Here is a 23,281-nt window from a genome sequence, read left to right as displayed (position 1 = left end):
CCGGGCTCAGGGCATGTCGGGAACCGCGCCGGGCCGGAGCGCCATGACGGCGGAAAGCACGGCCTGCTTGCGGTCGAGCGTCAGCCCGGCGGTGATGCGCGCGAGCCGGCCCAGGTTCTCCCACACCGACCCCCATTCTTCAAGCGGACGCAGGGTTGCGATCCGATCCGGCGCGCCGGTCGCCGCAGCCCGCGCGCGTGCGGCCACGGCGTCGCGCAGGAGATCCATGAACAGCGCGAAGTTCTCCTCCGCACCCGGCCGGCCGAGGCTGTCGGCAAGCGCGTGCGCCGCCACCAGATCGACCTCTGGCAGGCCGTCCATCACCCGGTCGAGCGCCTGCTTCAGCGCCCCTGCCCCCTCCCCCGCCATGGTCAACGCCCGGCCGATCGAGCCGCGTGCGATCGCCGCCGCCGCGCGCCGCTCCGGCAGCGGCACCTCTTGCGCGAGCGTGTCGAGCAGGGAGGCGACCTCGGTCTCGGCGAGCGGGGTCAGCATCAGCCGCCGACAGCGGCTGCGGATGGTCGGCAGCAGCCGCCCCGGCGCGTGCGCGACCAGCAGCAGCAGCGCCCGCGGCGGCGGCTCCTCGAGGATCTTCAAGAGCGCATTCGCCGCCTCGCGGTTGAGGTCATCGGCCGGATCGACGATCGCCACGCGCCAGTCGGACTCCGCCGGGGTCAGGCGCAGGAAGCCGGCAAGCGCGCGCACGTCGTCCACCACGATCTCGGTGCGCATGCGCCCGGTCCGGGCGTTCTCGCTCCGCTCCAGCACCGCGAGGTCGGGGTGGCTGCCGATCGCGACCTTGCGGAACGCGGGATGGGACGGCGGGAGGGCGAGCGACGGTCCGCTGTCGGGACCGCCGGCGAGGACCCAACGGGCGATGCGGAAGGCGAGCGTGGCCTTGCCGATCCCGGCCGGCCCGCCGATCAGCCAGGCATGGTGCAGCCGCCCGCCTGTCCAGGCATCCGCGAACGCCCGCAGCGCGGCGTCATGCCCGATCAGCGCCCCGGCATGGCGCGGCGACAGCTCGGGTTCGACCGGCGGCGGCGGCGCCTTGGCCATTCACGCGGCATCCTCGAGATCGAGCCGGAGCCGCCCGCTCACCGCCGCGACGATCGCGGCCCACACGGCATCGGGGGGACCCGACGCGTCGATCACCACGCAGCGGCCTGGCTCCTCGCGCGCAATCGTCAGGAACCCCTCGCGCACGCGCGCATGGAACGCGACATCGAAGCGCTCGTAGCGGTTGGTCGCCTGCCTGCCGGCCGCACGGGCGAGTCCGGCGTCCACCGGCAGGTCGAGGATCAGCGTCAGATCTGGCGCGAAGCGGCCGAGCGATGCCGCGTGGATGGCCCGGATCGTCTCGTGCGCCACCCCTTGGCCGAAGCCCTGATACGCCATGGTGCTGTCGGCGAAGCGGTCGCTCAGCACCGCCGCGCCGCGCTCCAGGGCCGGTCGCACCAGCCGCGCGACATGCTGGGCGCGGGCGGCGTAGTGCAGCAGCGTCTCGGCGACCGGGTCCCAGCGGCCCGGCGCGCCACCGACCAGCAGGGCGCGGATCGCCTCCGCTTCCTCGGTGCCGCCGGGCTCGCGCGTGGCCACCACCTCGCGCCCCGACTGCCGGAGTGCCTCGGCCAGCCGTGCGAGCTGGGTCGATTTCCCGGCCCCCTCGCCCCCTTCGATCGTGAGGAACACCCCGCGCGCCATGCCGACACACTAGCCGGGTTCGCGCGACGGCCAAGCGGGCCGGCCGTTGCCGTCGCTCAGAACCCGAGCGCCGACTGCGTCCGTGGCCCGAAGATGCCGTCGGGAACGAGGTTGTTCGCCTGCTGGAAATGGCGCAGTGCCTGGTCGGTCCGAGGGCCGAGGAACCCGTCGGCCCGGATCGGCCAGCCGGCCTCGCGCAGCGCCTCCTGGAGCGCCAGCACGTCGGCGCCGAACATGTGGGGCTCTTCGAGCCGCAACCAGCGCGCCTCGAGCTCCGCCTGCTCCGGAGCGCCGGCGCTGACATCGGCACGGCTGTACACCTGCCCCACGATCGGCGCCGGTGCGGCCGGTTGCGACGGGGACACGGCCATGGCGACCGCACCCGGCTCCGTCCGTGTGACCGAGACGCTGCGCGCGGCCGGCGTCTCCGCCGCGCGCGCAACCGGCGTCGCCACAGCGGCAGGGCAGCCTGCCTGATCGACCGCGCGGGACTCGCCGAACACGATCGTCGTGCTCAGCGCCTTGGTGCCGCGGAACTCACCCTCCACGCGGAACGTGCGCTGGGCCGCGGAGAGATGGTCCTGAAGGTTGACCCGGAACGAGGCGGTCCGGTCCTGGTTGAAGGTGAGGATCTCGTAGCTGCTGGCCTGGATCTCGCTGCCGCCATAGCCGAACATGCAGTGATTGATCACGAGCTTGCCGGGATGCGTCCCGCCGCGATGCTCGGCACGGCACACATAGAGCCTGCCCTCATGCTGGTCATCGCGCCGTTCCTGCCCGGCGACCACGCCGTGCTCGGCATTGGTGCTGCCGCCCCGGTGATGTTCCCATGCCACCGCGCCCGCATCGGCGACCAGCACCTCGAACGACATGATCTCGTGCTCATCCCCGCCATACGAGATGTTGCAGCGCCCGGCCACGACCTTCCCGGGATGGGTGGTGCCGGCGTAGCGCGCGCGGCAGACGGGCAAATCCCGCATGCGGCCGGTCGTGGGGGATTCCTCGCGTCCGGCGATCACCGCGCCCGCAGGGATCGCCCCGCGCGAGGCGACCCAGTTCAGCACAGGCCGGTGATGGATCACCGCCGGGCCACGCAGTTCCAGATCAAGCGTGTAGGCTTGGCCCTCGATCTGCTGCTGGATCACCTGGAGCTGCACGTCGAACTCGGTGCGGGGCAGCACCGGCGAGCTCCAGCCCTGGCTGACGCTCCAGGTCTCGCTCTCGTCGGTGGCCCTCGCGACCGAGCCGCTGTAGCTCGCGTTGACCGTCCATGTCGTGTCGGCCGCGGGCCAGCCGGCCCTGAACTGCACCGATCCGCCGATCTCCCAGCCATGCGTGGTCGTGAGCGACATCGAGTCCGTGAACGCGCCCGACATCGTGCCTTCGACCGCGCGCGTCTCGCCGCTCGCGCAGTTGCGCGCGAGCGTCGCACTCAGCACGCGCGGGACGACGGCGATCTCCGCGGGCTCGGCGCCATAGACCAGGTCGCCCGGCAGCACGGAGCCCGCGAATTCCAGTCGCGTGATCTCGCGGCGGACAGGCACGAGCGCGCGGAACGAGGCCGTACGCTGCAGGTCGCGCAGCAGACGCTGCTCGGTATCGCGCATCTGCTGGGCCTCGGCGGAGAACGTTACGCTGCCCATCGCGAATGTCAGCACCGCCATTGCAAGGCGACGTGGTCCAAGCGATGTCATGGGCGCCTCCCTTGGATCCGGTCGTTATGAATTTTCAGTATACACGGCGCAGGCCCGCCGGTGTCGAGAAAACACGCCGACGGAAGCCTGAGCCGCTACGACCCCAGCACCAGGGTCCGCACGCCGCCGAGAATGCGCGGCAGGAAACCCAGCATCGGTACGTCCATCCCGGCATAGAGCGGGATCGACATCGCCGGCACGCCCTGACCCGACATCTCGAGCCGGCCGAGCTCGGCGCCACGAACCACCGGCGCCTTCACCGGCGCGACATAGCGCACGGCGATCTGGGCGCTGCGCCGCCACTGCCGCGGCACGGTCACGACGAGATCGCGCCCGGCGATCAGCGGTACCGTCGCCCGTGCGCCCAAGTGCACCGGCACCTCCTCCACGGTCTCGGTGGCGCCGAACAGGCGCGCGTTCTCGAACTCCGTGAAGGCCCAGCGCATCAGCCGCTCGGACTCCTCCGACCGGGCGCGCATCGACGGCAGGCCGTTCACCACCAGGATCACGCGCCGCCCGTCCTGCACCGCCGAGGCGGTCAGGCCGAAGCCGCTCTCCTCGGTGTGGCCGGTCTTCAACCCGTCCGCCCCGATAGTGCGGTAGAGCAGCGGATTGCGGTTCTCCTGGGTGATGTTGTTGAACCGGAAGGACCGTTCCGCGTAGTAGCGGTAGTAGTCCGGGAAGTCGTGGATCAGCCGGGCCGCGAGCAGCGCCAGGTCGCGGCAGCTCATCCGGTGCTCGGGGTGCGGCCAGCCCGTCGAGTTGCGGAACGTGCTGTTGGTCAGCCCGATCGCGCGGCCGCGCTCGTTCAGCAGTTCCGAGAACTGCTCCTCGCTGCCGCTGATCGCCTCGGCCAGCACGATGCAGGCATCGTTGCCCGACTGCACGATCACGCCGCGCAGCAAATCCTCGACGCTCACCGTGGTGTTCACCTCGACGAACATCTTCGACCCACCCATGCGCCAGGCGCGCTCGCTCACGGGCAGCTGCTGGTCGAGCCGGAGCCGCCCGGCACGCAGCAGCTCGAACACCACATAGGCGGTCATCAGCTTGCTCATCGAGGCGGGCGGCATCGCCACGTCGGCGTCCTTCTCGAGCAGGGTCGCGCCGGTCGCGAAATCGACGATCAGCGCGTGCCGGGCGAGCGTGTCGATGGGCCCGAGCGGGGTCGCCGCGGGCGTGGCCGGCGGCGGGGCGGGCGCCGCGCGCTGTGGCTGGCGCTGTCCGCCCCGTTGGGCGGCGGCCGGCAGGACGGCGAGCGCGCCGGCCGTGCCGAGCAGGACGCGTCGGGTGGTCCGGATCGAGGCCATGGCGTCTCCTCGCGGCGGCGTCAGCCGACCAGGTCGGACAGCAGCCCCACCGCCAGCACGTAGTAGATGCTGTTGTTGTAGCGCCGGATCGCCTGGGCGTTGCGGTGGATCGCGAAGGCCTGCCCGCCGGCGCCATCGGGCGCGGCGATCGCGGTCGGGATCTCCGACTGGCCGAGCGGGCCGCCGCCCGCGCGGCGCACGCCGAGCGCGCTCCAGGCCGAGAGCGGCCGCATCGCCCGCCCGTCGGCGAGCCCCGTGTCGAAGCCTGCCGGCAGCCGCACCTCGAAGCCCCAAGGCTCGCCGGCGCGCCAGTTGGCGCGCGCGAGGTAGTTGCCGATCGAACCGAGCGCGTCCTCGCGGCTGTCCCAGATGTCGCGCCGCCCGTCGCCGTTGAAATCCACCGCATAGGCCAGAAACGAGCCGGGCATGAACTGCGGCTGGCCCATCGCCCCGGCCCAGGAGCCGGTCATGCGCTCGAGCGCGATATGGCCCTGGTCGAGGATGCGCAGCGCGCTCAGGAGCTCGGCCCGGAAGAACGACGAGCGCCGTCCGTCATGCGCGAGCGTGGCGAGTGCCTGGATCACCGGGAATCCCCCGGTGGTCGCGCCGTAATTGGTCTCGATGCCCCAGATCGCCGTCACCGTGCGGCCGGGGACGCCGAACCGCTCCTCCAGCGCGTCGAGCAGAAGCCGGTTGTCGGTGAAGGCGCGGCGGCCATTGCCGATGCGCGGCTCGGCCACCACGCGGTCGCGGTACTCCGCCCAGGTGAGCCGCCGCTCGGGCTGGCGCCGATCGAGCTCGATCACGCGCGGGATCGGTCCGATGCCGCTCAGCGCCGCCTGCACGGTCGCCTGGCTGATGCCGGTTCGCCGCGCCTCGGCCCGCAGATCGGCAAGCCAGCGGTCGAACGGTGCGGCCGCCTCCGCGCCCGTGCCGGACGCGACGGTCGCTGCAAGTGCGCCGATCACAGCGCGGCGGGTGGGTCGAGTCGTGATCACCCCTCCTGTCTGCCACCGTCGGGCGCAGGGCTCAACGAAAGCGCGATCACATCCCGACGTGCAGGCGTCAGATCGGCTGGATCGCCGCCCGGCGGACGACGTCGCGCCACGTGGCGATGTCGCGTGCGATCACGGCGGCGAACTCCGCCGGCGTGCTCGCCACCGGCTCGGCGCCGAGATCCTTGATCCGCTGGGTAATCTCCGGCCGGCGCACCGCGGCGACCGTTTCGCGATGCAGCCGGGCGACGATCTCTGGCGGCGTGCCGCCGGTGGTCAGCAGCCCGAAGACGGTCGTGACCTCGAAGTCGCGCACCCCGGCCTCCTGCATCGTCGGCACATCGGGCAGCACCGGCGAGCGGTTCGCCCCCGTCACCGCGAGCGCGCGCAGCCGCCCGTCCTGGATCGCGCCGATGAAGGCCGGCAGGTTGTCGAGCGTCACCTGCACGCCATGGCCGGCGACGAGGTCGGCGAGCGCCGGCGCACTGCCGCGATAGGGCACGTGCACCATCTGCACCCCGGCGAGGATGTTCAGCAGCTCGCCCGCGACATGCGAGGCCGAGCCGACGCTGGAGGAGGCGAAGAACACCTGTCCCGGCCGCTGCTTCGCATAGGCGATGAACTCGGCGACGCTGCGCACGGGCAGTGCGGCATTCACCACCATCACGTTCTGCACCGCCGCGATCAACGACACCGGCGCGAGGTCCTTCTGCGGGTCGAACGGCATCTGCGCGTAGATCGCCGGGTTGATCGTCAGCGTCCCGCCCGTCCCCATCACCAGGGAGTATCCGTCCGGGTCGGCGCGCGCGACGGCGGCGGTGCCGACATTGCCGCCCGCGCCCGGCCGGTTCTCGACCACCACCGGCTGGCCGAGTGCCGCCGCGAGGTGTGGGGCGACGAGGCGGGCGAGGATGTCGGTGGTGCCGCCCGGGGCATAGCCGACGACAAGGCGAATCGGCTTGCTTGGCCAGGCCTGCGCGTGGGCGGATGCCCAGGGCGCAAGCGCCGACAGAAGGGCCGTTCCCAGCATGGCGCGACGGCGCATGCGCTCCTCCCCCGCTCTTGTTGTCAGAGCAACGCTAGGCGCGGTGCGCGTGCGGGGTCAATCGCTGATGGTGCCATGGCGTCACCCTCCCTGGCCCGCCAGGGCATCCCCTTCTAGAGTGTCACGGACAGGAGAACCGGCGGGAGGAACGGCCATGGCGGCAGTCACGAACGAGCTTGCGGCATGGTGTGCCGGCATCAGGCCCGCGTCCCTGCCCGAGCCTGTGCTGCGGCGCGCAGCCGCGCTGACGCTCGATCTGGTCGGCAACATGGTGCGCGCGCGCCACGATGCCGAGAGCACACCGGCCCTGATTGCCGCCGTGCGCGCGCTCGGGCTCTGCGGCGGCGAGGCGACCGTGTTCGGCGATGCGATGCGCTACACCCCGGCCGGGGCGGCATTGCTCAACGGTGTGCTTGGGCACTCGCTCGACTTCGACGACACGCACGCCGCCGGCAGCCTCCATCCGGGCGCGCCGGTGATCCCGGCCGCGCTCGCCGCCGCGGAACTGACCGGGGCCACGGGCGCGGACACGCTTGCCGCCATCGTCGCCGGCTACGAGGTGACCTGCCGGCTCGCGCTCGCCCTGCCGGCGGGCGATCACTACGATCGCGGCTTCCACCCGACCGCCACCTGCGGCGCGTTCGGCGCGGCCGCCGCGGCGGGCCGGGTGTTCGGGCTGGAGGCGAACGCGATCGCCGATGCGTTCGGCATCGCGCTGAGCCAGGCCGCGGGAAGTCTGCAGTTCCTCGCCAACGGCGCCTGGACCAAGCGGTTCCAGGTCGGCTGGTCGGCACTGTCGGGGCTGGCGGCGGCGATGCTGGCGCGCGAGGGATTCCGCGGCGCCGCCGAGGCGATCGAGGGGCAGCACGGGTTCCTGCGCGCCTATGCCCCCTCACCCACCCCTGAACGCGTGCTCGATCGGCTCGGCGAGGTGTTCGAGACCATGCGCACCGCCGTGAAGCCCTATCCGTCCTGCCGCTACGGCCATGCCGCGATCGACGCCGCGATCGCGCTCAGGGCCGAACACGGGCTGGCAGCGGAGGCGATCTCGTCGGTCACGGTCGGGCTGCCGGCCAAGGGGATGCTGCTGATCGGCGCGCCGCACGAGCAGAAGATCGAGCCGAGGAACGTCGTGGACGGTCAGTTCAGCGGACCGTTCGTGGTCGCCGCCGCGCTCGCCACCGGGGCGATGGGCTGGGACAGCTACCGCCTGCTCGACGACCCGGAGGTGCGTGCCCTGGCCCGCAAGGTCCGCTGCGCGCACGACCCGGATATCGAGGCCGAGTTCCCCGCCAACATGTCCGGCAAGGTCACGGTGACGACGACGCGCGGTACGGTCTCGCGCAAGGTCGTGGTGCCCAAGGGCGAGCCCGACAATTTCCTGACGGATCAGGAGCTTGCGGCGAAGTTCCACGGTCTCGTCGACCGCGTGATGGGCCACGAGCGCGCGGCCGCACTGGCCGAGGCGCTGCTGGGGCTGGCGGCCGCGCGCGACGTCTCGGGGCTGATGCGGCTCGCCGGCCCTGTGCCTGCGATGCGGCTCGCCGGGGAGTAGAGCCCGGGACCCTCGGCTTGGCCCGCCGAGGCAACCCGCCATGGTGGCCGACGTTCTGTCCCCGGATGCCGAGACGGATGGGACAGGAGCATGGAGAACCCGAAGACCCGCCGCGAGCGGAGGACGACCGACGATGTCCATGACCGGGAACAGAGCATCCTGGTCGGACTCGTGATCCTGCTGTCGATCGTCGTGATCCTGCTCGCGTTCGCGTGGCTGCTGATCCGCTGACGGGCGACCGCGTCAGAACGGCGTGCGCGCCAGCCGCGGATCGGCGATGTCGACATAGCCGCGGCTGACCGCGCGTTCGAGCGCCTCGAACGCCATCCGCGCCTCGTCATAGGCGCTGCGCAGCGTCGAGAGTCGCGAGACCTCCTCGCCCGTGACGGCACCGCGCGTCTCCTTGCCGAGCAACAGGGCCGCGGCGAGATACTCGGCGCGCAGGCGCGCCACCACGGTGGCAAGGCGGAGAAACGAGTCGCGGGTAAGTTCCGGAACACGCTGGCCAATGACCGCGCGGTTGGCCTCGCGCACGCCGTGCTCGACCTCGTCCAGAAGCCGCTTCTGGGCGCGGTACCAGCCGGGATCGGTGTCGGCGATCGGGGGCATCGGTCTTCTCCGACGCTGATCATGCACGGCGCGTGTTGAGGAAGGGTTACTCGTCGCGCGGCGCCGGCGGCAGGGCATCGGCCTCGCGCTGGGCGCGGGTGCGCGGCACGGGCGCGACCCAAGGGCGCTCGCCGCGCCAGGCGCGATCCGACAGGACCGCGGGCTGATCGCCGAGCCAGACCGCGTGCGCGCCGTCGCGCCAGACCGAGAACCGGTCGATCACTGTCGAGCCGCCGCAGCGCGCCCGCACCGGCTCGGCGGAGATCACCACCGCGACGCGGCCGCACCAGCGTCCCGGCGGGTCGCCGCGCAGCAGCACCGCCCCCCCGCCGATCGGGCAGGCGCCCGGCGTGCAGTCGATCGCCTGCGCCGGCACGCCGGCCGGCGGCAGTGGCACAAAGGGGAGCCCGCCCGAACGCTCGTCCCAGATGCCGCGCACGAACCGGCTGGCACCGGGCAGGCTCTGCACGTGGAGCGCCCCCTCAGCGCGGATCGCGATCAGCCGTGCGTCGGGCGAAACCAGAATGTCCGGCGGACGGACGAGCCAAGGTGAGGCAAGCCCCACCGCGAGCGGCAGCATGCCGAACAGGCGCAGCCGTGTCCGCCAGAGGCAAAGCCAGCACAGCCCGAGCCCGCAGGCGGCGACGCCCCAGCCCGGCATCGCCGGCAGCTGTGGCGCAGCACCCGGCCAGGACGCCACCTCGCGAGCCACCGCCAGGATCCCGCTGATGCCGAGCGCCATCGGCCGGAGCGCCACTGCCTCCAGCCCGAACGGCATCAGCGCCAGCGCCGCCATCCCCCAGGGCATCACCCAGACCGAGGTCAGCGGCACGGCGACCGCGTTCGCCGCGATCCCGTAGACCTGCACGCGCTGGAAGTGGAACGCGGCGAACGGCGCGGTCGCGGCCGAGGCCACCAGCGAGGTGAAGGCGAGCGCCAGCACCGCGTACCCCGCGCGCACCAGCAGCGTACGGTGCCCGCTCGGCGACAGCCAGGTGCCGCGCACGGCCTCCCAGGCAGCGATCAGCGCGAGCACCGCGGCGAAGCTCATCTGGAAGGACGGCCCGAGTAGCGCCTCCGGCTGCATCAGCAGCACCGCACAGCCGGCAAGCGCGAGCGCGCGCAGTCCGATCCCCGTGCGGTCCAGGACGACGGCGAGCGCGAACAGCGCCGCCATCGCGATCGCGCGCTGCATCGGCACCTGGCTGCCGGTCAGCAGCATGTAGCCGAGACCTCCAATGATTCCAGCGACTGCCGCGATCTTCTTCACGTGCAGGTGGAGCAGCGCCCAGGGCCAGAGGCCGAGCACCAGCCGCACCAGCAGGAAGCCCAGCGCAGCGACGATGCCGACATGCAGCCCCGAGACCGCAAGCAGATGCGCGAGCCCGGAGTCGCGGATGCGCGCGAGCTCTCCGGCCGGGATCGCGCCGCGCTGTCCGGTGAGCAGCGCAGCCGCGACCGCGCCCTCGGTGCCCGGCACGGCGGCGAGCGTGCGCGCGACCACGCTCTGGCGCAGCGCCGCCAGACGCTGGCCCGCCGAGGAGGCGACGGCGGGGGCGAGCATCTCCACCGGCCCCAGGGCGAAACCCACCGCGCCGAGCCGATCGAAGAAGGCGATGCGCTGGAAGTCGAACGCGCCCGGTGCGGCCGGCGGCGCGGGCGGGCGGATCAGGCCGCGCAGCCGCACGCGGTCGCCCGGCATCAGCGGCGTCGCGTCGCCGGCGGCGAGGCGCAGGCGAATGTCGCGCGGCAACGGCGGCATGTCGGACAGGAGCTGGACCGAGGTCAGGCGGACCCGCCGCCCGTCCGGCAGCACGTCGACAGAGGCGACCGTGCCCTCGGCCACAAGGGCGCGGAACGGCAGTTCGTGGATCGCCGGCGGCATCGTGGCGGTGCGGAGGTGCGCCGCCGTGAACCCGACCGCAACGGCGAGCACGGCGATCGCGGCCGGCAGGCCGCGTCGCGCGCGGTGGCACACGGTCACCGCCGCCAGTCCTGCCGCAAGCCCCAGCGCTCCGACCCACAGCGACGGTTCGGCGCGCAGCGCGAAATACGCCGCCACACCAACCGCCATCGCCACCGGCAGCCAGAGGAGCAGGCGTGGGCGCTCGCCCGCGGCCAGCCCGATCGTCGCGGCAGCGATACGGTCGTGCAGCCCGGCGCGGTCGAGCACCCCGAACCGGGCGAGCGCGACGGTGCTCATGGGACTGCAACCATGACGCGCACTCTACAGCCGCCCCGGCTGCGTGCTAAGCGACCGCGCCCGGAGGAGACCCGATGTCCGTCGTCACCCGCTTCGCCCCCTCGCCCACAGGCTTCCTGCACATCGGCGGCGCGCGCACCGCGCTCTACAACTGGCTGTTCGCGCGCCGCCATGGCGGGCGCTACCTGCTGCGGATCGAGGACACCGACACCGCGCGCGAGGTGCCGGGCGCGGTCGAGCAGATCATCGACAGCCTCGCCTGGCTGGGCATCCCGCCCGACGAGGCGCCGGTGTCGCAGCGCGCGCGCCAGCAGCGCCATGCCGAGGTCGCGCGCCAGCTCGTGGCGATGGGGCGCGCCTACTATGCCTACGAGACGCCCGAGGCGCTTCAGGCGATGCGCGAGCGCGCGGCCGCCGAAGGCCGTCCGCCGCGCTACGACGGGACCTGGCGGGAGCGCGACCCCGCCGAGGCGCCGCCCGGGGTGCCCGGAGCGATCCGGCTGAAAGCGCCACGCGAGGGCGAGACGGTGGTGGATGATTTTGTCCAGGGCACCGTGCGCGTCGCGAATGCCGAGCTCGACGACATGATCATCCTGCGCTCGGATGGGCGGCCGACCTACCTCCACGCCGTGGTGGTGGACGACCACGACATGGGCATCACCCATGTGATCCGCGGCGACGACCACCTGACCAACACCTTCCGCCAGTGCCAGGTCTATGACGCGATGGGCTGGACGCGCCCCGCCTTCGCGCACATCCCGCTGATCCACGGTCAGGACGGCGCCAAGCTCTCCAAGCGCCACGGCGCCGTCTCGGTGCTCGACTTCCGCGACCAGGGGTATCTGCCCGAGGCTGTGGCCAATTACCTGCTGCGGCTCGGCTGGGGCCACGGCGACATCGAGGTGATCGGGCTGGACGAGGCCACGCGCATCTTCGACCTCGCCGATGTCGGCCGCGCCGCGGCGCGCTTCGACTACCAGAAGCTCGCGCACCTCAACGGCATCTGGCTCCGCCGTGCGGACGACGACCGGCTGACCAGGCTGGTGCTGGAGCGGCTGGCGCACCGCACCGAGGGCGCGGTCGGCGCGATCACCGCCGCGCGCATCGCAAAGCTCATGCCCGGCCTCAAGGAGCGTGCCCGAACCCTGGAGGACCTGACGGGTTCCGCAGCATTCCTCGTCCGCACGGTGCCCCTGCCGATGGAGCCGAAGGCGGAGGGCCTGCTGACGCCGGAGGCGCGGATTGCACTCCGCGAGTTGGCCAGCGCATGGAACGGGATCGCGTGGGAGCCCGACGCCCTCGAAGCCGCGACCCGTGCGCATGCGGAGGCCAAGGTGCTGAAGTTGAAGGATCTCGCCATGCCGCTGCGGGCAGCACTCACGGGCTCGACCACCTCGCCGCCGGTGTTCGACGTCGCCGCCGCGCTCGGCCGCGACGAGACCCTCCGCCGAATCGCTGCGGTCTCCGGGTGATGGCGCGCGGGCTCCCGTTCCCCACCTTCTGGCTCGGCCTCGGCGGCCTGATCCCCTTCGCCGCCTGCGCCGCCGGCGCGTTCATCGGCCCTGACTCCTGGCGCGGCCTCGCGCTCGCCGCGCTGATCGCCTACGGCGCGGTAATCCTCGCCTTCCTCGGTGCGGTGCACTGGGGGCTGGCGCTGGCCGCTACGGCCGAGGCGGAGACACGGCACGCGCGCACGCGCCTTACCCTTGGTGTGGTACCGGCGCTGGTCGGCTGGGGCGCACTGCTGCTGCCGGCCTGGGCGGGGCTGACGGTGCTGATCGCCGGGTTCCTCGGCGTCTGGGCGGCGGAGGAGAGCGGCGGCCGCGAGGGGCTCGTGCCGTCGCGCTATCTCTGGCTCCGGCGGCTGCTGACCTTGGCCGTTGTCGTGATCCTCTCGGCGACGCTGATGGGGCTGCTGTTGGGATGACCCGACCTGCATACACACGCGGGGATTGATTTGCCCCCGCGCTTAACGTCTCATTAACCATCGAAGCGTCACGGGGGAGCGGATCGATGCAGCAGGACAGCACGGGGCAGGTCATTCCGTTTCCGCTCGAACGCATCCGCACGCGCGATGGCGGGAGCGACCGGTTGACGGCTGCGCTGGACTCGCTGGAGGCGGCGCTCGCCGAACAGCGCGCGGCCATGACCGGGTTCAGGGAGAGCCTTGGCCAGCTCGGGGCAGCGGTGCATGCACTGGAGGGCGGCGCGGTGGGGCTGTCGACCCGGCTCGGTGCGCTGCATCGCCAGGTCGGCACCGTGAACCAGTCCGCCCGCGATCTGGAAGCCTGGGCCGACCGGGTGCTCGCCCGGGCGCGCTGACGCCCGTGTCCGTGCCCTGGCGCGTGCGGCGCCTGCCCGGGAACCCGATCATCCGGCCTGGCATGGACGCGCGGATGGGCGCGAACATCCAGGGCCCGTCGCTGATCCGCGTGCCCGACTGGGTGCGGAACCGGCTCGGCCGCTACTACCTCTACTTCGCCGACCACAAGGGGCGCTACATCCGGCTCGCGTTCAGCGACGCGATCGAGGGACCGTGGCGCATCCACCCGCCGGGCGCGCTCGACCTCGCGGAGTCGCTGTTCCCGACCGAGCCGCTGCCCGACGACGCTCCGTCCGATGCGCCCGCCTCCCTTCCGGGCCAGCCGCCGCCCGGTACCCACGGCATCCCGACCGGCGCGGAGGACGCCGTAACTCCGCATATCGCCTCGCCCGATATCCATGTCGACGCGGTGAACCGACGGATCGTGATGTATTTCCACGGCCTCGCGGGCTATCGCAGCCAGCGGACCCGCGTCGCGCTCTCGCCGGACGGGCTGCACTTCAGCGCCCTGCCCGAGCTGCTGGGCCCGTCCTACTTCCGCGCCTTCCGTCATCGCGGCTGGACCTATGCGCTGGCGATGCCCGGGATCCTGTTCCGCTCCGCCGACGGGCTGACCGGCTTCGAGCGCGGCCCGACCCTGTTCGAACCGACCCAGCGCCACACCGCGCTGCTCAGGCGCGCCGACACGCTGTTCGTGTTCTGGACCCGCGTCGGCGACGCGCCGGAGCACATCCTGGTCTCGACGATCGACCTTGACGGCGACTGGACCGGCTGGACCGCGGGCGCCGCCGCCGCGCTGCTGCGTCCCGAGCTGGACTGGGAGGGGGCCGGTCTGCCGATCGAGCCGTCGTTCCGCGGCGCCATCAACCACCGGGTGAACCAGCTCCGCGATCCGGCGGTCTTCGAGGAGGATGGACGGCTCTATCTGCTCTACGCAGTCGCCGGTGAGGCCGGGATCGCGATCGCCGAGCTGCTCGACGCCCGGTAGCGCTACACCTCCTCGACCCTGAGCACGCCCGGCAGGGCTGCGATCGCCGGCACCAGCGCCGGCGACACCGCGAACCCTCCCGGCAGCGCGACCTCGATCTCCTGCCCGGCCGGCAGGCGGGGCGCGAGGATCACCCGGCCGCGCCCGCGCCCGGCCGCGCCCAGCAGCGCCTTGATCGGCGCGATCGCCGCCGTGTCCGCGAGCCAGGCCTTGAGCCCGGTGCCGGCGGCCGCCACCGCCGGGTCGAGCTTCTCGGCATCGACCGCGGTGAGCCGCACCGCCTCGCCCTCGGCGCGCGCATCCGCCGTGACCAGCAGCCGCTCGCCGGCGACCAGCAGCGGACGCACGCGGCTCAGCACCTCGCTGAACAGCGTCACCTCGTAGCTGCCCGAGGCATCCGAGAGCCGGAGCCAGCACATCTTCGAGCCGGTGCGCGTCGGCCGCTCCTTCGCCGCCACCACGGAGCCCGCGAGCCTCAACCGTCCGCCGCCCGCGGCCGCGCGCGCGGCGATCGCCGAGGACGGCACGACGCCGAGCCGGCGCAGCGCCGCGCGATACGCATCCAGCGGATGCCGGGTGAGGTGAAAGCCGACCGCTTCGCCCTCGTGCGCCAGCCGTTCCATGATCGGCCAGTCGGGCACCTCGGGCAGACGCAGGGGTTCCGGGCCGTTGCCGCCGAACAGGCCGATCTGGTGGCTTGCGCGATCCTCCGACGACGCGGCCGCACGCCTGATGACCGCCTCCGCCCCCTCGGCGACGCGACGGCGGTTCGGCTCGATGCTGTCGAAGGCGCCGGCGCGCGCGAGATACTCGATCTGCATCCGGTTCACGAGCCTCGGATCGACGCGCGCGGCGAAATCCGCGATCGAGCGGAACGGCCCACCGCGCTGGCGCTCGGCCACCACGCCCTGCATCGCCGCCTTGCCCACCTTCTTCACGGCTGCCAGCGCGTAACGGATGCGCAGGCCGCCATCCGTGCCGCGCTCGATCTGGAAGTCGGCGTCCGAAGCGTTCACATCGGGCGGCAGCACCTCGATGCCCATCCGCTCGGCCTCGGACTTCAGGCTGGCAAGCTTGTCGGTGTTGGCGATCGCGAGCGACATCGAGGCGGCAAGGAACACAGCCGGATGGTTCGCCTTCACCCATGCGGTCTGGTAGGCGACCAGCGCATACGCCGCAGCGTGGCTCTTGTTGAAGCCGTAATCGGCGAACTTCTCCATCAGGTCGAAGATCTCGGCAGCCTTGGCGGGTTCGATGCCGCGCGCGACCGCGCCTTCGGTGAACACGGCGCGCTGCTTCTCCATCTCGGCGCGGATCTTCTTGCCCATCGCGCGGCGCAGCAGATCCGCCCCGCCGAGCGAGTAGCCGGCGAGCACCTGGGCGATCTGCATCACCTGCTCCTGGTAGACCATGATGCCGTAGGTCTCGGCCAGGATGTCGTGGATCGCCTCGTGCGGCGGCTGCCAGGGCTCGCCGTGCTTGCGTGCGCAATAGGCCGGGATGTTCGCCATCGGACCCGGGCGGTAGAGCGCCACCGCGGCGATCAGGTCCTCGAACCGGTCAGGGCGCATCTGGCGCAGCACGTCGCGCATGCCCTGACTCTCGAACTGGAACACGCCGGCTGCGTCACCGTGCTGGAGCATCGCGTAGGTGCGCGTGTCGTCGAGCGGCAGCCGGTCGAGGTCGACCTCGATGCCGAGGCTCGCCAGCAGGTCATGCGCGCGCCTCAGGATCGTGAGCGTGGTCAGGCCGAGGAAGTCGAACTTCACCAGCCCCGCCTGCTCGACATGCTTCATCGAGTACTGCGTGACCAGCATCTCCGAGCGCGGATCGCGGTAGAGCGGGATGAGCTCGATCAGCGGCCGGTCGCCGATCACCACGCCGGCGGCGTGCGTCGAGGCGTGCCGGTACAGGCCCTCGAGCTGCAGCGCGATCTCCATCAGCCGCGCCACCTGCTCATCCTCGTCGCGCAGCGCGCGCAGCATCGGATCGCCCTCGATCGCCTGCGCGAGGGTGACGGGCTTGGCCGGGTTGTTGGGGATCAGCTCGGCGATCCTGTTCACCAGGCCGAAGGGCAGGCCGAGCACGCGGCCGACATCGCGCACCACCGCGCGCGCCTGGAGCTTGCCGAAGGTGATGATCTGCGCGACGCGATCGGCGCCGTATTCGCGCCGAACATAGGCGATCACCTCGTCGCGCCGGTCCTGGCAGAAGTCGATGTCGAAGTCGGGCATCGAGACGCGTTCGGGGTTAAGGAAGCGCTCGAACAGCAGACCGAACCGGGTCGGATCGAGATCGGTGATCGCGAGCGCCCAGGCCGCGACCGAACCGGCGCCCGAGCCGCGACCGGGCCCGACCGGAATCCCCTGCGCCTTCGCCCACTGGATGAAGTCGGCGACGATCAGGAAGTAGCCGGCGAAGCCCATCGCCTCGATGACGCCGAGCTCGTAGTCGAGCCGTTCGCGGTACGGCGTCGCACCTGCCTCGTCCACGCCGAGTGCTGCGAGCCGTCGCGCGAGCCCGGCCTCGGCCATCGCCCGGACGGTTTCGGCCTCCGTGCGGCCGGGCGCGACCTTGGGACTGACCGGCAGCAGCGGGTCGCGCGGCCGCGCCATCACCGCCGAGCGGCGCGCGAGAGCCACCGTGTTGTCGCAGGCTTCTGGCAGGTCGGCGAAGGCGGCACGCATCGCCGGCTCGTCCTTGAACCAGTGCTCGGGCGTGACGCGGCGGCGGTCCTCCTCGGAGAGCAGCCGGCGGTCGGCGATGCAGAGCAGCGCGTCGTGCGCCTCATGCATTGCAGGCGTGGCGAAGAAGCAGTCGTTGGTCGCGACGACCGGCAGGCCGAGCGCATCGGCGAGGGCCAGCATCGCCGGCTCGACCACCCGCTCCTCGGCCATGCCGTGGCGGTGCAGCTCGATGCAGAGCCGGTCGCCGAAGCGGTGCGCGAGGCGGTCGAGCCAGTGCCGCGCCGCCGCCTCCTGGCCGTCGAGCAGCAGCCGCGCAAGCGGGCCGCGTGTCCCCCCGGTGAGCAGCAGCAGTCCGTCCGCGTGATCCAGCAGCGTCGCGACCGGCACGTGCGGAGGGCTACCCGGCGCGGGATCGAGATGCGCGCACGTGGCGAGCCGCATCAGGTTGGCAAGCCCTGCCTCGTCCTTCGCGAGCAGCACCACGGGATCGGTGTGCAGAGACGTCGCCTCCGCTCCCTCGCGAGCGAGGGCGAGCTCGATGCCGAGGATCGGCTGGATGCCGGACTTGGTGCAGGCGGAGGAGAACTCGAGCGCACCGAACAGGTTGTTGGTGTCGGTCAGCGCCACCGCCGGCATGCCCGACTGGGCCGCGAGTGCGGGCAGCGCCTCCAGCTTGATCGCGCCCTCCGACAGCGAATAGGCGGAATGGACGCGCAGGTGGACGAACGCCATCAGCCGGCGATGTCCGGCGCCGGGGTACGGCAGCGGACCAGCCCTGCCGCGGTCCAGGACAGAACCTGCTCCCCCTTCTGGTTGTAGGTCTCGACCTTCTGCCGGATGATGCCGCGATCCGGCTTCGAGCGCGACCGCCGCGCCTCCAGCACGGTGACGCGGCAGGAGAGCCGGTCGTCCGGCCGGACCGGGGCGAGCCAGCGCAGTTCGTCCAGCCCGGGTGAGCCGAGGCCATGGCGCGACAGCACGTGATCGACCAGCATCCGCATGGTCATGGACGCGGTGTGCCAGCCTGAGGCGATCAGCCCGCCATAGGGTGTGGCGCGCCCGCCCTCCTCGCTCAGATGGAACGCTTGCGGATCGTACTCGCGCGCGAAGGCGATGATCTCCTCGGCCGTGACCGTGCGGTCGCCGAACCCGATCGTCTCGCCTTCGCGGTAGTCCTCGAACCAGCGGTCGCGCGGGTCCATCGCCGCCTCAGGACGGCTTGCGCTCGATCAGCTCGATCTTGTAGCCGTCCGGGTCCTCGACGAAGGCGATGACGGTGGTGCCGAACTTGACCGGCCCCGGCTCGCGGGTGACCTTGCCGCCGGAAGCGCGCACCTTCTCGACCGCATCCTTGATGTCCGGCACGCCGATCGCGAGATGGCCGAAGCCGTTGCCGAGCTCGTACGTCTCGACGCCGTAGTTGTAGGTGAGCTCGATCACGGCGTTCGAAGACTCGTCGCCGTAGCCGACGAAGGCGAGCGTGTACTTGCCGTCCGGCACGTCGCGCCGGCGCAGCTCCTTCATGCCCAGCAGCTCGGTGTAGAACTTCACACTGCGGTCGAGATCGCCGACCCGGATCATGGTGTGCAGGAAACGGCCGTCGCTCATGGAGTCCCTCCTCGGATGAGGCCGGCAGAGTAGGCGGACGCGCTCAGGGCGTGAAGCGGCGGGCGACAAGAAAGAGCCCGCGCGCATCGGCCGCCGCGATGGTCGCGGCACGGTCGGGCATCAGCGTGCGCTCGGCCTCGACCGCGATGCCGGAGAGCCCAGCCGCGGCCGCGCCCTCGACGGTGCGCACGCCGATCGTCGGCAGGTCCGCGCGCAGCTCCTGGCCGGGCTTGGCGCGCTTGACCAGCACGCCGCCCGGACCCTCGCGGCGCAGCTTGCCGCAGCGCGCGAGCAGTGCGTCGGTGCCCTCGATCGCCTCGACGCCGAGCACCAGCCCCTGCTGCACCACCACCGCCTGGCCGATATCGGCCTCGCCGAGCAGGCGGCACACCGCGGCGCCGCGCAGGATGTCGGCCTCGTCGGCGGGGCTTGGCGCGCGCGCGGTCAGCACGCCTTCGGGCGCGGTCAGTCCCGCCATCACGGCGTGGGCGCCGTGCACGCGGAATCCCTCCTCCTCGAGCACGCGCACGATCGCCGACAGCAGCCCGTCATCGCCGGCGAAGGCGGCGCGGCCGATCCTTCCGATCAGCTTCGCGCCCTCCGCATCGGGCATCAGCGTGAGCAGCGAGGGCCGGCGCACCGTGCCGATCAGCACGAGATCGGTGACGCCGTGCGCGCGCAGATGCCGAAGCCCTTCGCCGACCGCGCCGAGCCGGATGGTTGCATGGGGGAATGGTGCAAGCGCGGCACGGTCGGCGTGGCCCTCGAGTGCCAGCACGAACACGGGCCGGCCGGTGGCGGTCACGGCGGCGGCCAGCTGCGCGGGGACAGCCCCGCCGCCGGCGATGATCCCGAGCGGGGCCCCGGTCACGGATCAGGCGGCGGTCTCGACCGCCCCGTTGGTCTCGGCCTCCTCGCCGAGATCGAGCTCGGCCGGACCGGCGGCGCGGCAGAGCGGGCGCCTGCCGCCGGCGCGCATGAAGCCGATCACCTCCTGCACCAGCGCGTCGGCCGCATGGCGGCGCGCCGCCTCGGCGACCCGCAGCGCGAAGGTGCCGTTCTCGTCACGAAACAGCAGCCGGAACGCGGCGCGCAGCGCGTTGATGTCGGCCCGCAGGAAGCCGCGGCGCTTGAGTCCCACCAGATTGAGCCCGCTCAGGCGCGCGCGGTTGCCCATCACCAGGCCGAACGGGATCACGTCGCCCTCGACACCGCTCATGCCGCCGACAGCGGCGTTGCGGCCGATGCGCACGAACTGGTGGATCGCCGCGCCGCCGCCGATATAGGCGGCATCGCCGACCTTCACGTGGCCGCCGAACATCACGTTGTTGGCGACGATCACGCCGTCGCCGAGGTCGCAATCATGCGCCACGTGGGCGACGCACATGATCATGCAGTCCGCGCCGATGCGCGTGAGCCCGCCGCCGACGCTGCCGCGATGTATGGTCGCGTGCTCGCGCACCAGCGTGCGCGGTCCGATCTCGACCCGCGTCCGTTCGCCCCGGTACTTCACGTCCTGCGGCGGCAGGCCGATCGTGGCGAAGGGCATCACCCGCACGCCGGGCGCCAGCGTGGTGTCACCCTCGATCACCACATGCGACCCGATCTCGGTGCCCTCGCCGATCGTGACGTCCGCGCCGATCACGGCATACGGGCCGATCCGCACGCCCTCAGCGAGCCGCGCGCCGGGCGCGACCTGCGCCGTCGAATGGATGTCGGGCATCGCTTCAGCGGTCCAGGATCATCGCGGCGAAGCTGGACTCGGCCACGACCTGTCCGTCAACCTTGGCCTCGGCCGAGAACTTCCAGACATTGCCGCGGTTGCGGTCCTTGCGGACATGGATGCGCATCTGATCGCCGGGCACCACGGGCCGACGGAACTTCGCGTTCTCGACCATCATGAAATAGACGAGCTTGCCGGCGGCATCACCACCCAGCGTCTCGACCACCAGCACCGCCGCGGTCTGCGCCATGCTCTCGATGATCAGCACGCCCGGCATCACTGGGTGCGCGGGAAAGTGGCCCTGGAAGTAGTGCTCGTTGATCGAGACGTTCTTGATGCCGATGGCGCTCACGTTCGGCACCACCTCCACCACCCGATCCACCAGCAGGAAGGGGAACCGGTGCGGAATCGCGTGCATGATGCGCGCGATGTCCATCGCCTCGATCCGCCTGGTGTCGGCCTTGGGCTCCGCCGTCGCGGCCGCGTCCGTCCCGTCCATCGTCAATCCGCCTTGCGTCGCCCCTCGCGCGCCGCCCGGTACAGTGTGGCCACGGCCCGCCAGAACTCGCGCGCGGGGCGGGCGGGACTGCCGAGCACATCGGTGCGGTCCGGCACATCCTCCATCACCCCGGCCTGCGCGCCGATCCGCGCCCGCCGGCCGATCCGGAGATGCCCGGTCACGCCGGCCTGCGCCGCGACGACCACGAAATCACCCAGGGTTGTCGATCCGGAGATGCCCGACTGGGCGACGACCACACAACACCGACCGAGGCGGACGTTGTGCCCGATCTGCACCAGGTTGTCCATGCGCGTGCCGGATGCCACCACCGTGTCGGACGACGAGCCGCGGTCGACCGTGGCGTTGGCGCCGATCTCGACGTCGTCGCCGAGCAGCACGCGGCCGAGCTGCGGCACGGTGACCAATCCGGTCGGGCCTTCGGCGAAGCCGAACCCTTCCTGGCCGACCTTGGCGCCGGGGTGCAGCACGACGCGGTCGCCGGCGATGCAGTGGCTGACCGCTGCGCCGGCGCCGATCCGGCAGTCCCGCCCGAGCACCACACCCTCGCCCACCACGGCGAGCGGACCGATGGCGGTCCCCGCACCGATCGCCGCGCGGGGGCCGACCGCGACGCCCGGTCCGAGGATCGCGTCCGCGGCGACCGTCGCCGAGGCGTGGATGCCTGAAACCGGCGGCAACGGCGGATGGAACAGGGCGGCGATCCGCGCCCAGGCGAGATAGGGCTTGCCGGTCAGCAGCAGCGCCATGCCAGCCGGCGCCTGCGCCGCATGGGCAGGGTCGAGGATGCAGGCTCCCGCCCGCGACTTCTGCAGAAGCGGCACGTAGCGCCGGTTGTCGAGGAACGCGATCCGGTCCGGACCGGCGGCGTGGAGCGGCGCGATGCCGGCGACCGGCCGGCCGGGATCGGCCTCGCCCCCCAGCTCAGCCCCGGCCGCCTCGGCGAGCCGCGCGACGGTGAACGGGCCGGCGCCCGGAAAGAACCGGGGGTCGCCGGTCACGGCGGGCTCAGTTGCGGCGGGCGGGCGGGGTCGGCGCCTGCGCCTCGGCGGGATCCGGATCGAGCGGTACCGAGGTCAGCGCCCGGTTCAGCTGGTTGGCGACCGCCTCGCTGATATCGTGCTCCTCGACCGCGAGCACGATCGCCTGGCGCTGCACCACCATGGTCAGCCCGCGTGCCTCGGCGACCTGGCGGATCACATAGAGCATCACCCGCTCCACCTCGGCGAGGGCCTTCTGTCCGGCGGCCTGGATCGCAGCATTGCGCTCGCGCAGCACCCGCTGGCCGTTGGTGATCTGCTCCTGGAGGTCGCGCTCCTTCTCGCGCAGCTGCTCGGCGGTGAGCCTGCCGCGCTCGGTGGCGAGCGCCTGCTGGGCGTCCCGCCAGCGCTGCTGCTCGCGTGCGGAGTCCTCCTGCAGGCGGGACAGACGGCGCTGCAGCGTCGCCCGCACCTCGCGTACCGCGACCGAGGCCTCGAACACCTCCTGCGCACCGATCACGCCGATCACGGCAGTCGGCGGCGGCGGCGCCCGGTCGAGCGGCGGCAGCTGCGGCGCGCCGGCCTCGGTCGGCCCTGCCACCTGGCCGGTCGTCGCCGGGCGTTGCGCCGCGGGCCGTTGCTGGGCCGGCGGGCGCTGCTGCGCGGGCGGGCGTTGCTGCTGCTGCCCCGGCACGAACCACTGCTGCTGTTGCTGTTGGGCCTGGACCGGGGTGGAAAGCGGCAGCATCGCAGCAAGCGCCAGCGAGGCGAGGGCTGAACGGATCATCACCATGATCAGAACCTTGTACCGAAGCCGAACCGGATAAGCTCGGTCTTGTCGAAGCTCTTCTTCACCACCGCCCAGCCCAGGTCAACGTTCACGAGGCCGAAAGGCGACCGCCAGCCGACGCCGATCCCGACGCCGACGCGCGGGCTCGTGTCGCTGACCACATTGGCGCCCGAGAACCCCGGCCGGCTCAGCGCGCCGACATCGACGAAGGTGCGGCCCTGGATGCCGAGGTCGTCGGAGACGAACGGGATCGGGAAGCGCAGCTCCGTGCCGGCGGTCCAGATCAGCCGTCCGCCGAGGGAGTCGTCGGTGACTGTATCGCGCGGGCCGGCGCCGCCGCGCCGGAACCCGCGCAGGTTCTCTCCGCCGAGGAAGAAATTGTCTATGATGCGCTCGCGCTTGCCGTACTGGACAAGGTATCCGACGCCGGCACTCAGCACGAGCGTGTAGGTCCGCTGCAGATCGAGCAGCGGCGAGAGCGGCTGGTAGAAGGTGCCGTCGATCCGCGGGCGGAAGAACCCGACATCCCCGCCGAGACCCGAGACGTCCG

Annotated in this window: 23 protein-coding genes; 6 read left to right on the top strand and 17 right to left on the bottom strand. The window is 72.1% G+C overall.

The window, feature by feature from the left end; genetic code table 11:
- Positions 1-6: 6 nt before the first annotated feature.
- The 6 genes from ACTIFU_RS07790 to ACTIFU_RS07765 all read right to left on the bottom strand — a co-directional run bounded on the left by ACTIFU_RS07790 (position 7) and on the right by ACTIFU_RS07765 (position 6,748).
- Positions 7-1,059, bottom strand: a complete 1,053-nt coding sequence (locus ACTIFU_RS07790; protein ID WP_439577737.1) for a DNA polymerase III subunit delta' — start codon at positions 1,057-1,059, stop codon at positions 7-9.
- Positions 1,060-1,704, bottom strand: coding sequence for a dTMP kinase (gene tmk / locus ACTIFU_RS07785; RefSeq protein ID WP_439577736.1), 645 nt, complete (start codon positions 1,702-1,704; stop codon positions 1,060-1,062).
- A gap of 56 nt (positions 1,705-1,760) precedes the next feature.
- Positions 1,761-3,398, bottom strand: a complete 1,638-nt coding sequence (locus ACTIFU_RS07780; RefSeq protein ID WP_439577735.1) for a DM9 repeat-containing protein — start codon at positions 3,396-3,398, stop codon at positions 1,761-1,763.
- A gap of 95 nt (positions 3,399-3,493) precedes the next feature.
- Positions 3,494-4,708, bottom strand: a complete 1,215-nt coding sequence (locus ACTIFU_RS07775) for a D-alanyl-D-alanine carboxypeptidase family protein (protein ID WP_439577734.1) — start codon at positions 4,706-4,708, stop codon at positions 3,494-3,496.
- 20 nt (positions 4,709-4,728) lie between these two features.
- Positions 4,729-5,706, bottom strand: coding sequence for a lytic murein transglycosylase (locus ACTIFU_RS07770; protein WP_439577733.1), 978 nt, complete (start codon positions 5,704-5,706; stop codon positions 4,729-4,731).
- A gap of 67 nt (positions 5,707-5,773) precedes the next feature.
- Positions 5,774-6,748 carry a Bug family tripartite tricarboxylate transporter substrate binding protein gene (locus tag ACTIFU_RS07765; protein ID WP_439577732.1) on the bottom strand — a complete coding sequence of 325 codons (975 nt, stop codon included), beginning with the start codon at positions 6,746-6,748 and terminating at the stop codon, positions 5,774-5,776.
- Positions 6,749-6,902: 154 nt separating this feature from the next.
- Here ACTIFU_RS07765 and ACTIFU_RS07760 point away from each other — a divergent pair, with 154 nt between their 5' ends.
- Together ACTIFU_RS07760 and ACTIFU_RS07755 are read left to right on the top strand one after the other, a co-directional pair.
- Positions 6,903-8,303, top strand: coding sequence for an MmgE/PrpD family protein (locus ACTIFU_RS07760; protein WP_439577731.1), 1,401 nt, complete (start codon positions 6,903-6,905; stop codon positions 8,301-8,303).
- Between the two features lie 90 nt (positions 8,304-8,393).
- Positions 8,394-8,534, top strand: a complete 141-nt coding sequence (locus ACTIFU_RS07755) for a hypothetical protein (protein ID WP_439577730.1) — start codon at positions 8,394-8,396, stop codon at positions 8,532-8,534.
- Positions 8,535-8,546: 12 nt separating this feature from the next.
- On the opposite strand, the gene ACTIFU_RS07750 is transcribed toward ACTIFU_RS07755, so the two are convergent.
- Both ACTIFU_RS07750 and ACTIFU_RS07745 read right to left on the bottom strand, forming a co-directional pair.
- A complete protein-coding gene (locus ACTIFU_RS07750; protein ID WP_439577729.1) occupies positions 8,547-8,912 on the bottom strand; it encodes a hypothetical protein in 366 nt (121 codons plus the stop codon).
- A 46-nt stretch (positions 8,913-8,958) separates the two neighbouring features.
- Positions 8,959-11,115 carry a ComEC/Rec2 family competence protein gene (locus ACTIFU_RS07745; RefSeq protein WP_439577728.1) on the bottom strand — a complete coding sequence of 719 codons (2,157 nt, stop codon included), beginning with the start codon at positions 11,113-11,115 and terminating at the stop codon, positions 8,959-8,961.
- A gap of 74 nt (positions 11,116-11,189) precedes the next feature.
- Between ACTIFU_RS07745 and gltX the strand changes: the two genes are divergently transcribed.
- The 4 genes from gltX to ACTIFU_RS07725 all read left to right on the top strand — a co-directional run bounded on the left by gltX (position 11,190) and on the right by ACTIFU_RS07725 (position 14,426).
- Complete coding sequence (gltX, locus tag ACTIFU_RS07740; protein ID WP_439577727.1) at positions 11,190-12,587, top strand: glutamate--tRNA ligase; 1,398 nt, start codon at positions 11,190-11,192, stop codon at positions 12,585-12,587.
- Positions 12,587-13,042 (top strand): DUF3429 domain-containing protein, encoded by a 456-nt coding sequence (locus ACTIFU_RS07735; RefSeq protein WP_439577726.1) that lies wholly within the window; start codon positions 12,587-12,589, stop codon positions 13,040-13,042. Before gltX ends, ACTIFU_RS07735 begins: the two co-directional genes overlap by 1 nt.
- Before the next feature lie 86 nt (positions 13,043-13,128).
- Positions 13,129-13,437: a hypothetical protein gene (locus tag ACTIFU_RS07730; RefSeq protein ID WP_439577725.1), complete on the top strand. Its 309-nt coding sequence runs from the start codon at positions 13,129-13,131 to the stop codon at positions 13,435-13,437.
- A gap of 74 nt (positions 13,438-13,511) precedes the next feature.
- Positions 13,512-14,426 (top strand): hypothetical protein, encoded by a 915-nt coding sequence (locus ACTIFU_RS07725; protein ID WP_439577724.1) that lies wholly within the window; start codon positions 13,512-13,514, stop codon positions 14,424-14,426.
- Positions 14,427-14,428: 2 nt separating this feature from the next.
- On the opposite strand, the gene dnaE is transcribed toward ACTIFU_RS07725, so the two are convergent.
- The 9 genes from dnaE to ACTIFU_RS07680 form a co-directional block, all read right to left on the bottom strand.
- Positions 14,429-17,845, bottom strand: a complete 3,417-nt coding sequence (gene dnaE / locus ACTIFU_RS07720; protein WP_439577723.1) for a DNA polymerase III subunit alpha — start codon at positions 17,843-17,845, stop codon at positions 14,429-14,431.
- Entirely contained in the window at positions 17,845-18,315 is a 471-nt protein-coding gene (locus tag ACTIFU_RS07715; RefSeq protein WP_439577722.1) for a MaoC family dehydratase, read from the bottom strand. Before ACTIFU_RS07715 ends, dnaE begins: the two co-directional genes overlap by 1 nt.
- A gap of 7 nt (positions 18,316-18,322) precedes the next feature.
- Complete coding sequence (gene gloA, locus ACTIFU_RS07710; protein WP_439577721.1) at positions 18,323-18,721, bottom strand: lactoylglutathione lyase; 399 nt, start codon at positions 18,719-18,721, stop codon at positions 18,323-18,325.
- A gap of 43 nt (positions 18,722-18,764) precedes the next feature.
- The gene (locus ACTIFU_RS07705; RefSeq protein WP_439577720.1) at positions 18,765-19,592 is read right to left on the bottom strand and encodes an LpxI family protein; all 828 of its coding nucleotides are present in this window, start codon (positions 19,590-19,592) and stop codon (positions 18,765-18,767) included.
- 3 nt (positions 19,593-19,595) lie between these two features.
- Positions 19,596-20,444, bottom strand: a complete 849-nt coding sequence (lpxA, locus tag ACTIFU_RS07700; RefSeq protein WP_439577719.1) for an acyl-ACP--UDP-N-acetylglucosamine O-acyltransferase — start codon at positions 20,442-20,444, stop codon at positions 19,596-19,598.
- A gap of 4 nt (positions 20,445-20,448) precedes the next feature.
- Complete coding sequence (gene fabZ, locus ACTIFU_RS07695) at positions 20,449-20,880, bottom strand: 3-hydroxyacyl-ACP dehydratase FabZ (protein ID WP_439577751.1); 432 nt, start codon at positions 20,878-20,880, stop codon at positions 20,449-20,451.
- 65 nt (positions 20,881-20,945) lie between these two features.
- A complete protein-coding gene (gene lpxD, locus ACTIFU_RS07690; protein ID WP_439577718.1) occupies positions 20,946-21,962 on the bottom strand; it encodes a UDP-3-O-(3-hydroxymyristoyl)glucosamine N-acyltransferase in 1,017 nt (338 codons plus the stop codon).
- Between the two features lie 7 nt (positions 21,963-21,969).
- Positions 21,970-22,728 carry an OmpH family outer membrane protein gene (locus ACTIFU_RS07685; RefSeq protein WP_439577717.1) on the bottom strand — a complete coding sequence of 253 codons (759 nt, stop codon included), beginning with the start codon at positions 22,726-22,728 and terminating at the stop codon, positions 21,970-21,972.
- 8 nt (positions 22,729-22,736) lie between these two features.
- A partial coding sequence (locus ACTIFU_RS07680; RefSeq protein ID WP_439577716.1) for a BamA/TamA family outer membrane protein occupies positions 22,737-23,281 on the bottom strand: 545 nt, incomplete at its 5' end.

It is taken from the genome of Elioraea sp., assembly GCF_051860475.1.
In the GTDB taxonomy this organism is placed as follows: Bacteria; Pseudomonadota; Alphaproteobacteria; order Acetobacterales; family Acetobacteraceae; genus Elioraea.
The sequence above is the reverse complement of the archived record's forward strand: the minus strand, read 5'-3'. Positions and strand labels throughout refer to the sequence as shown.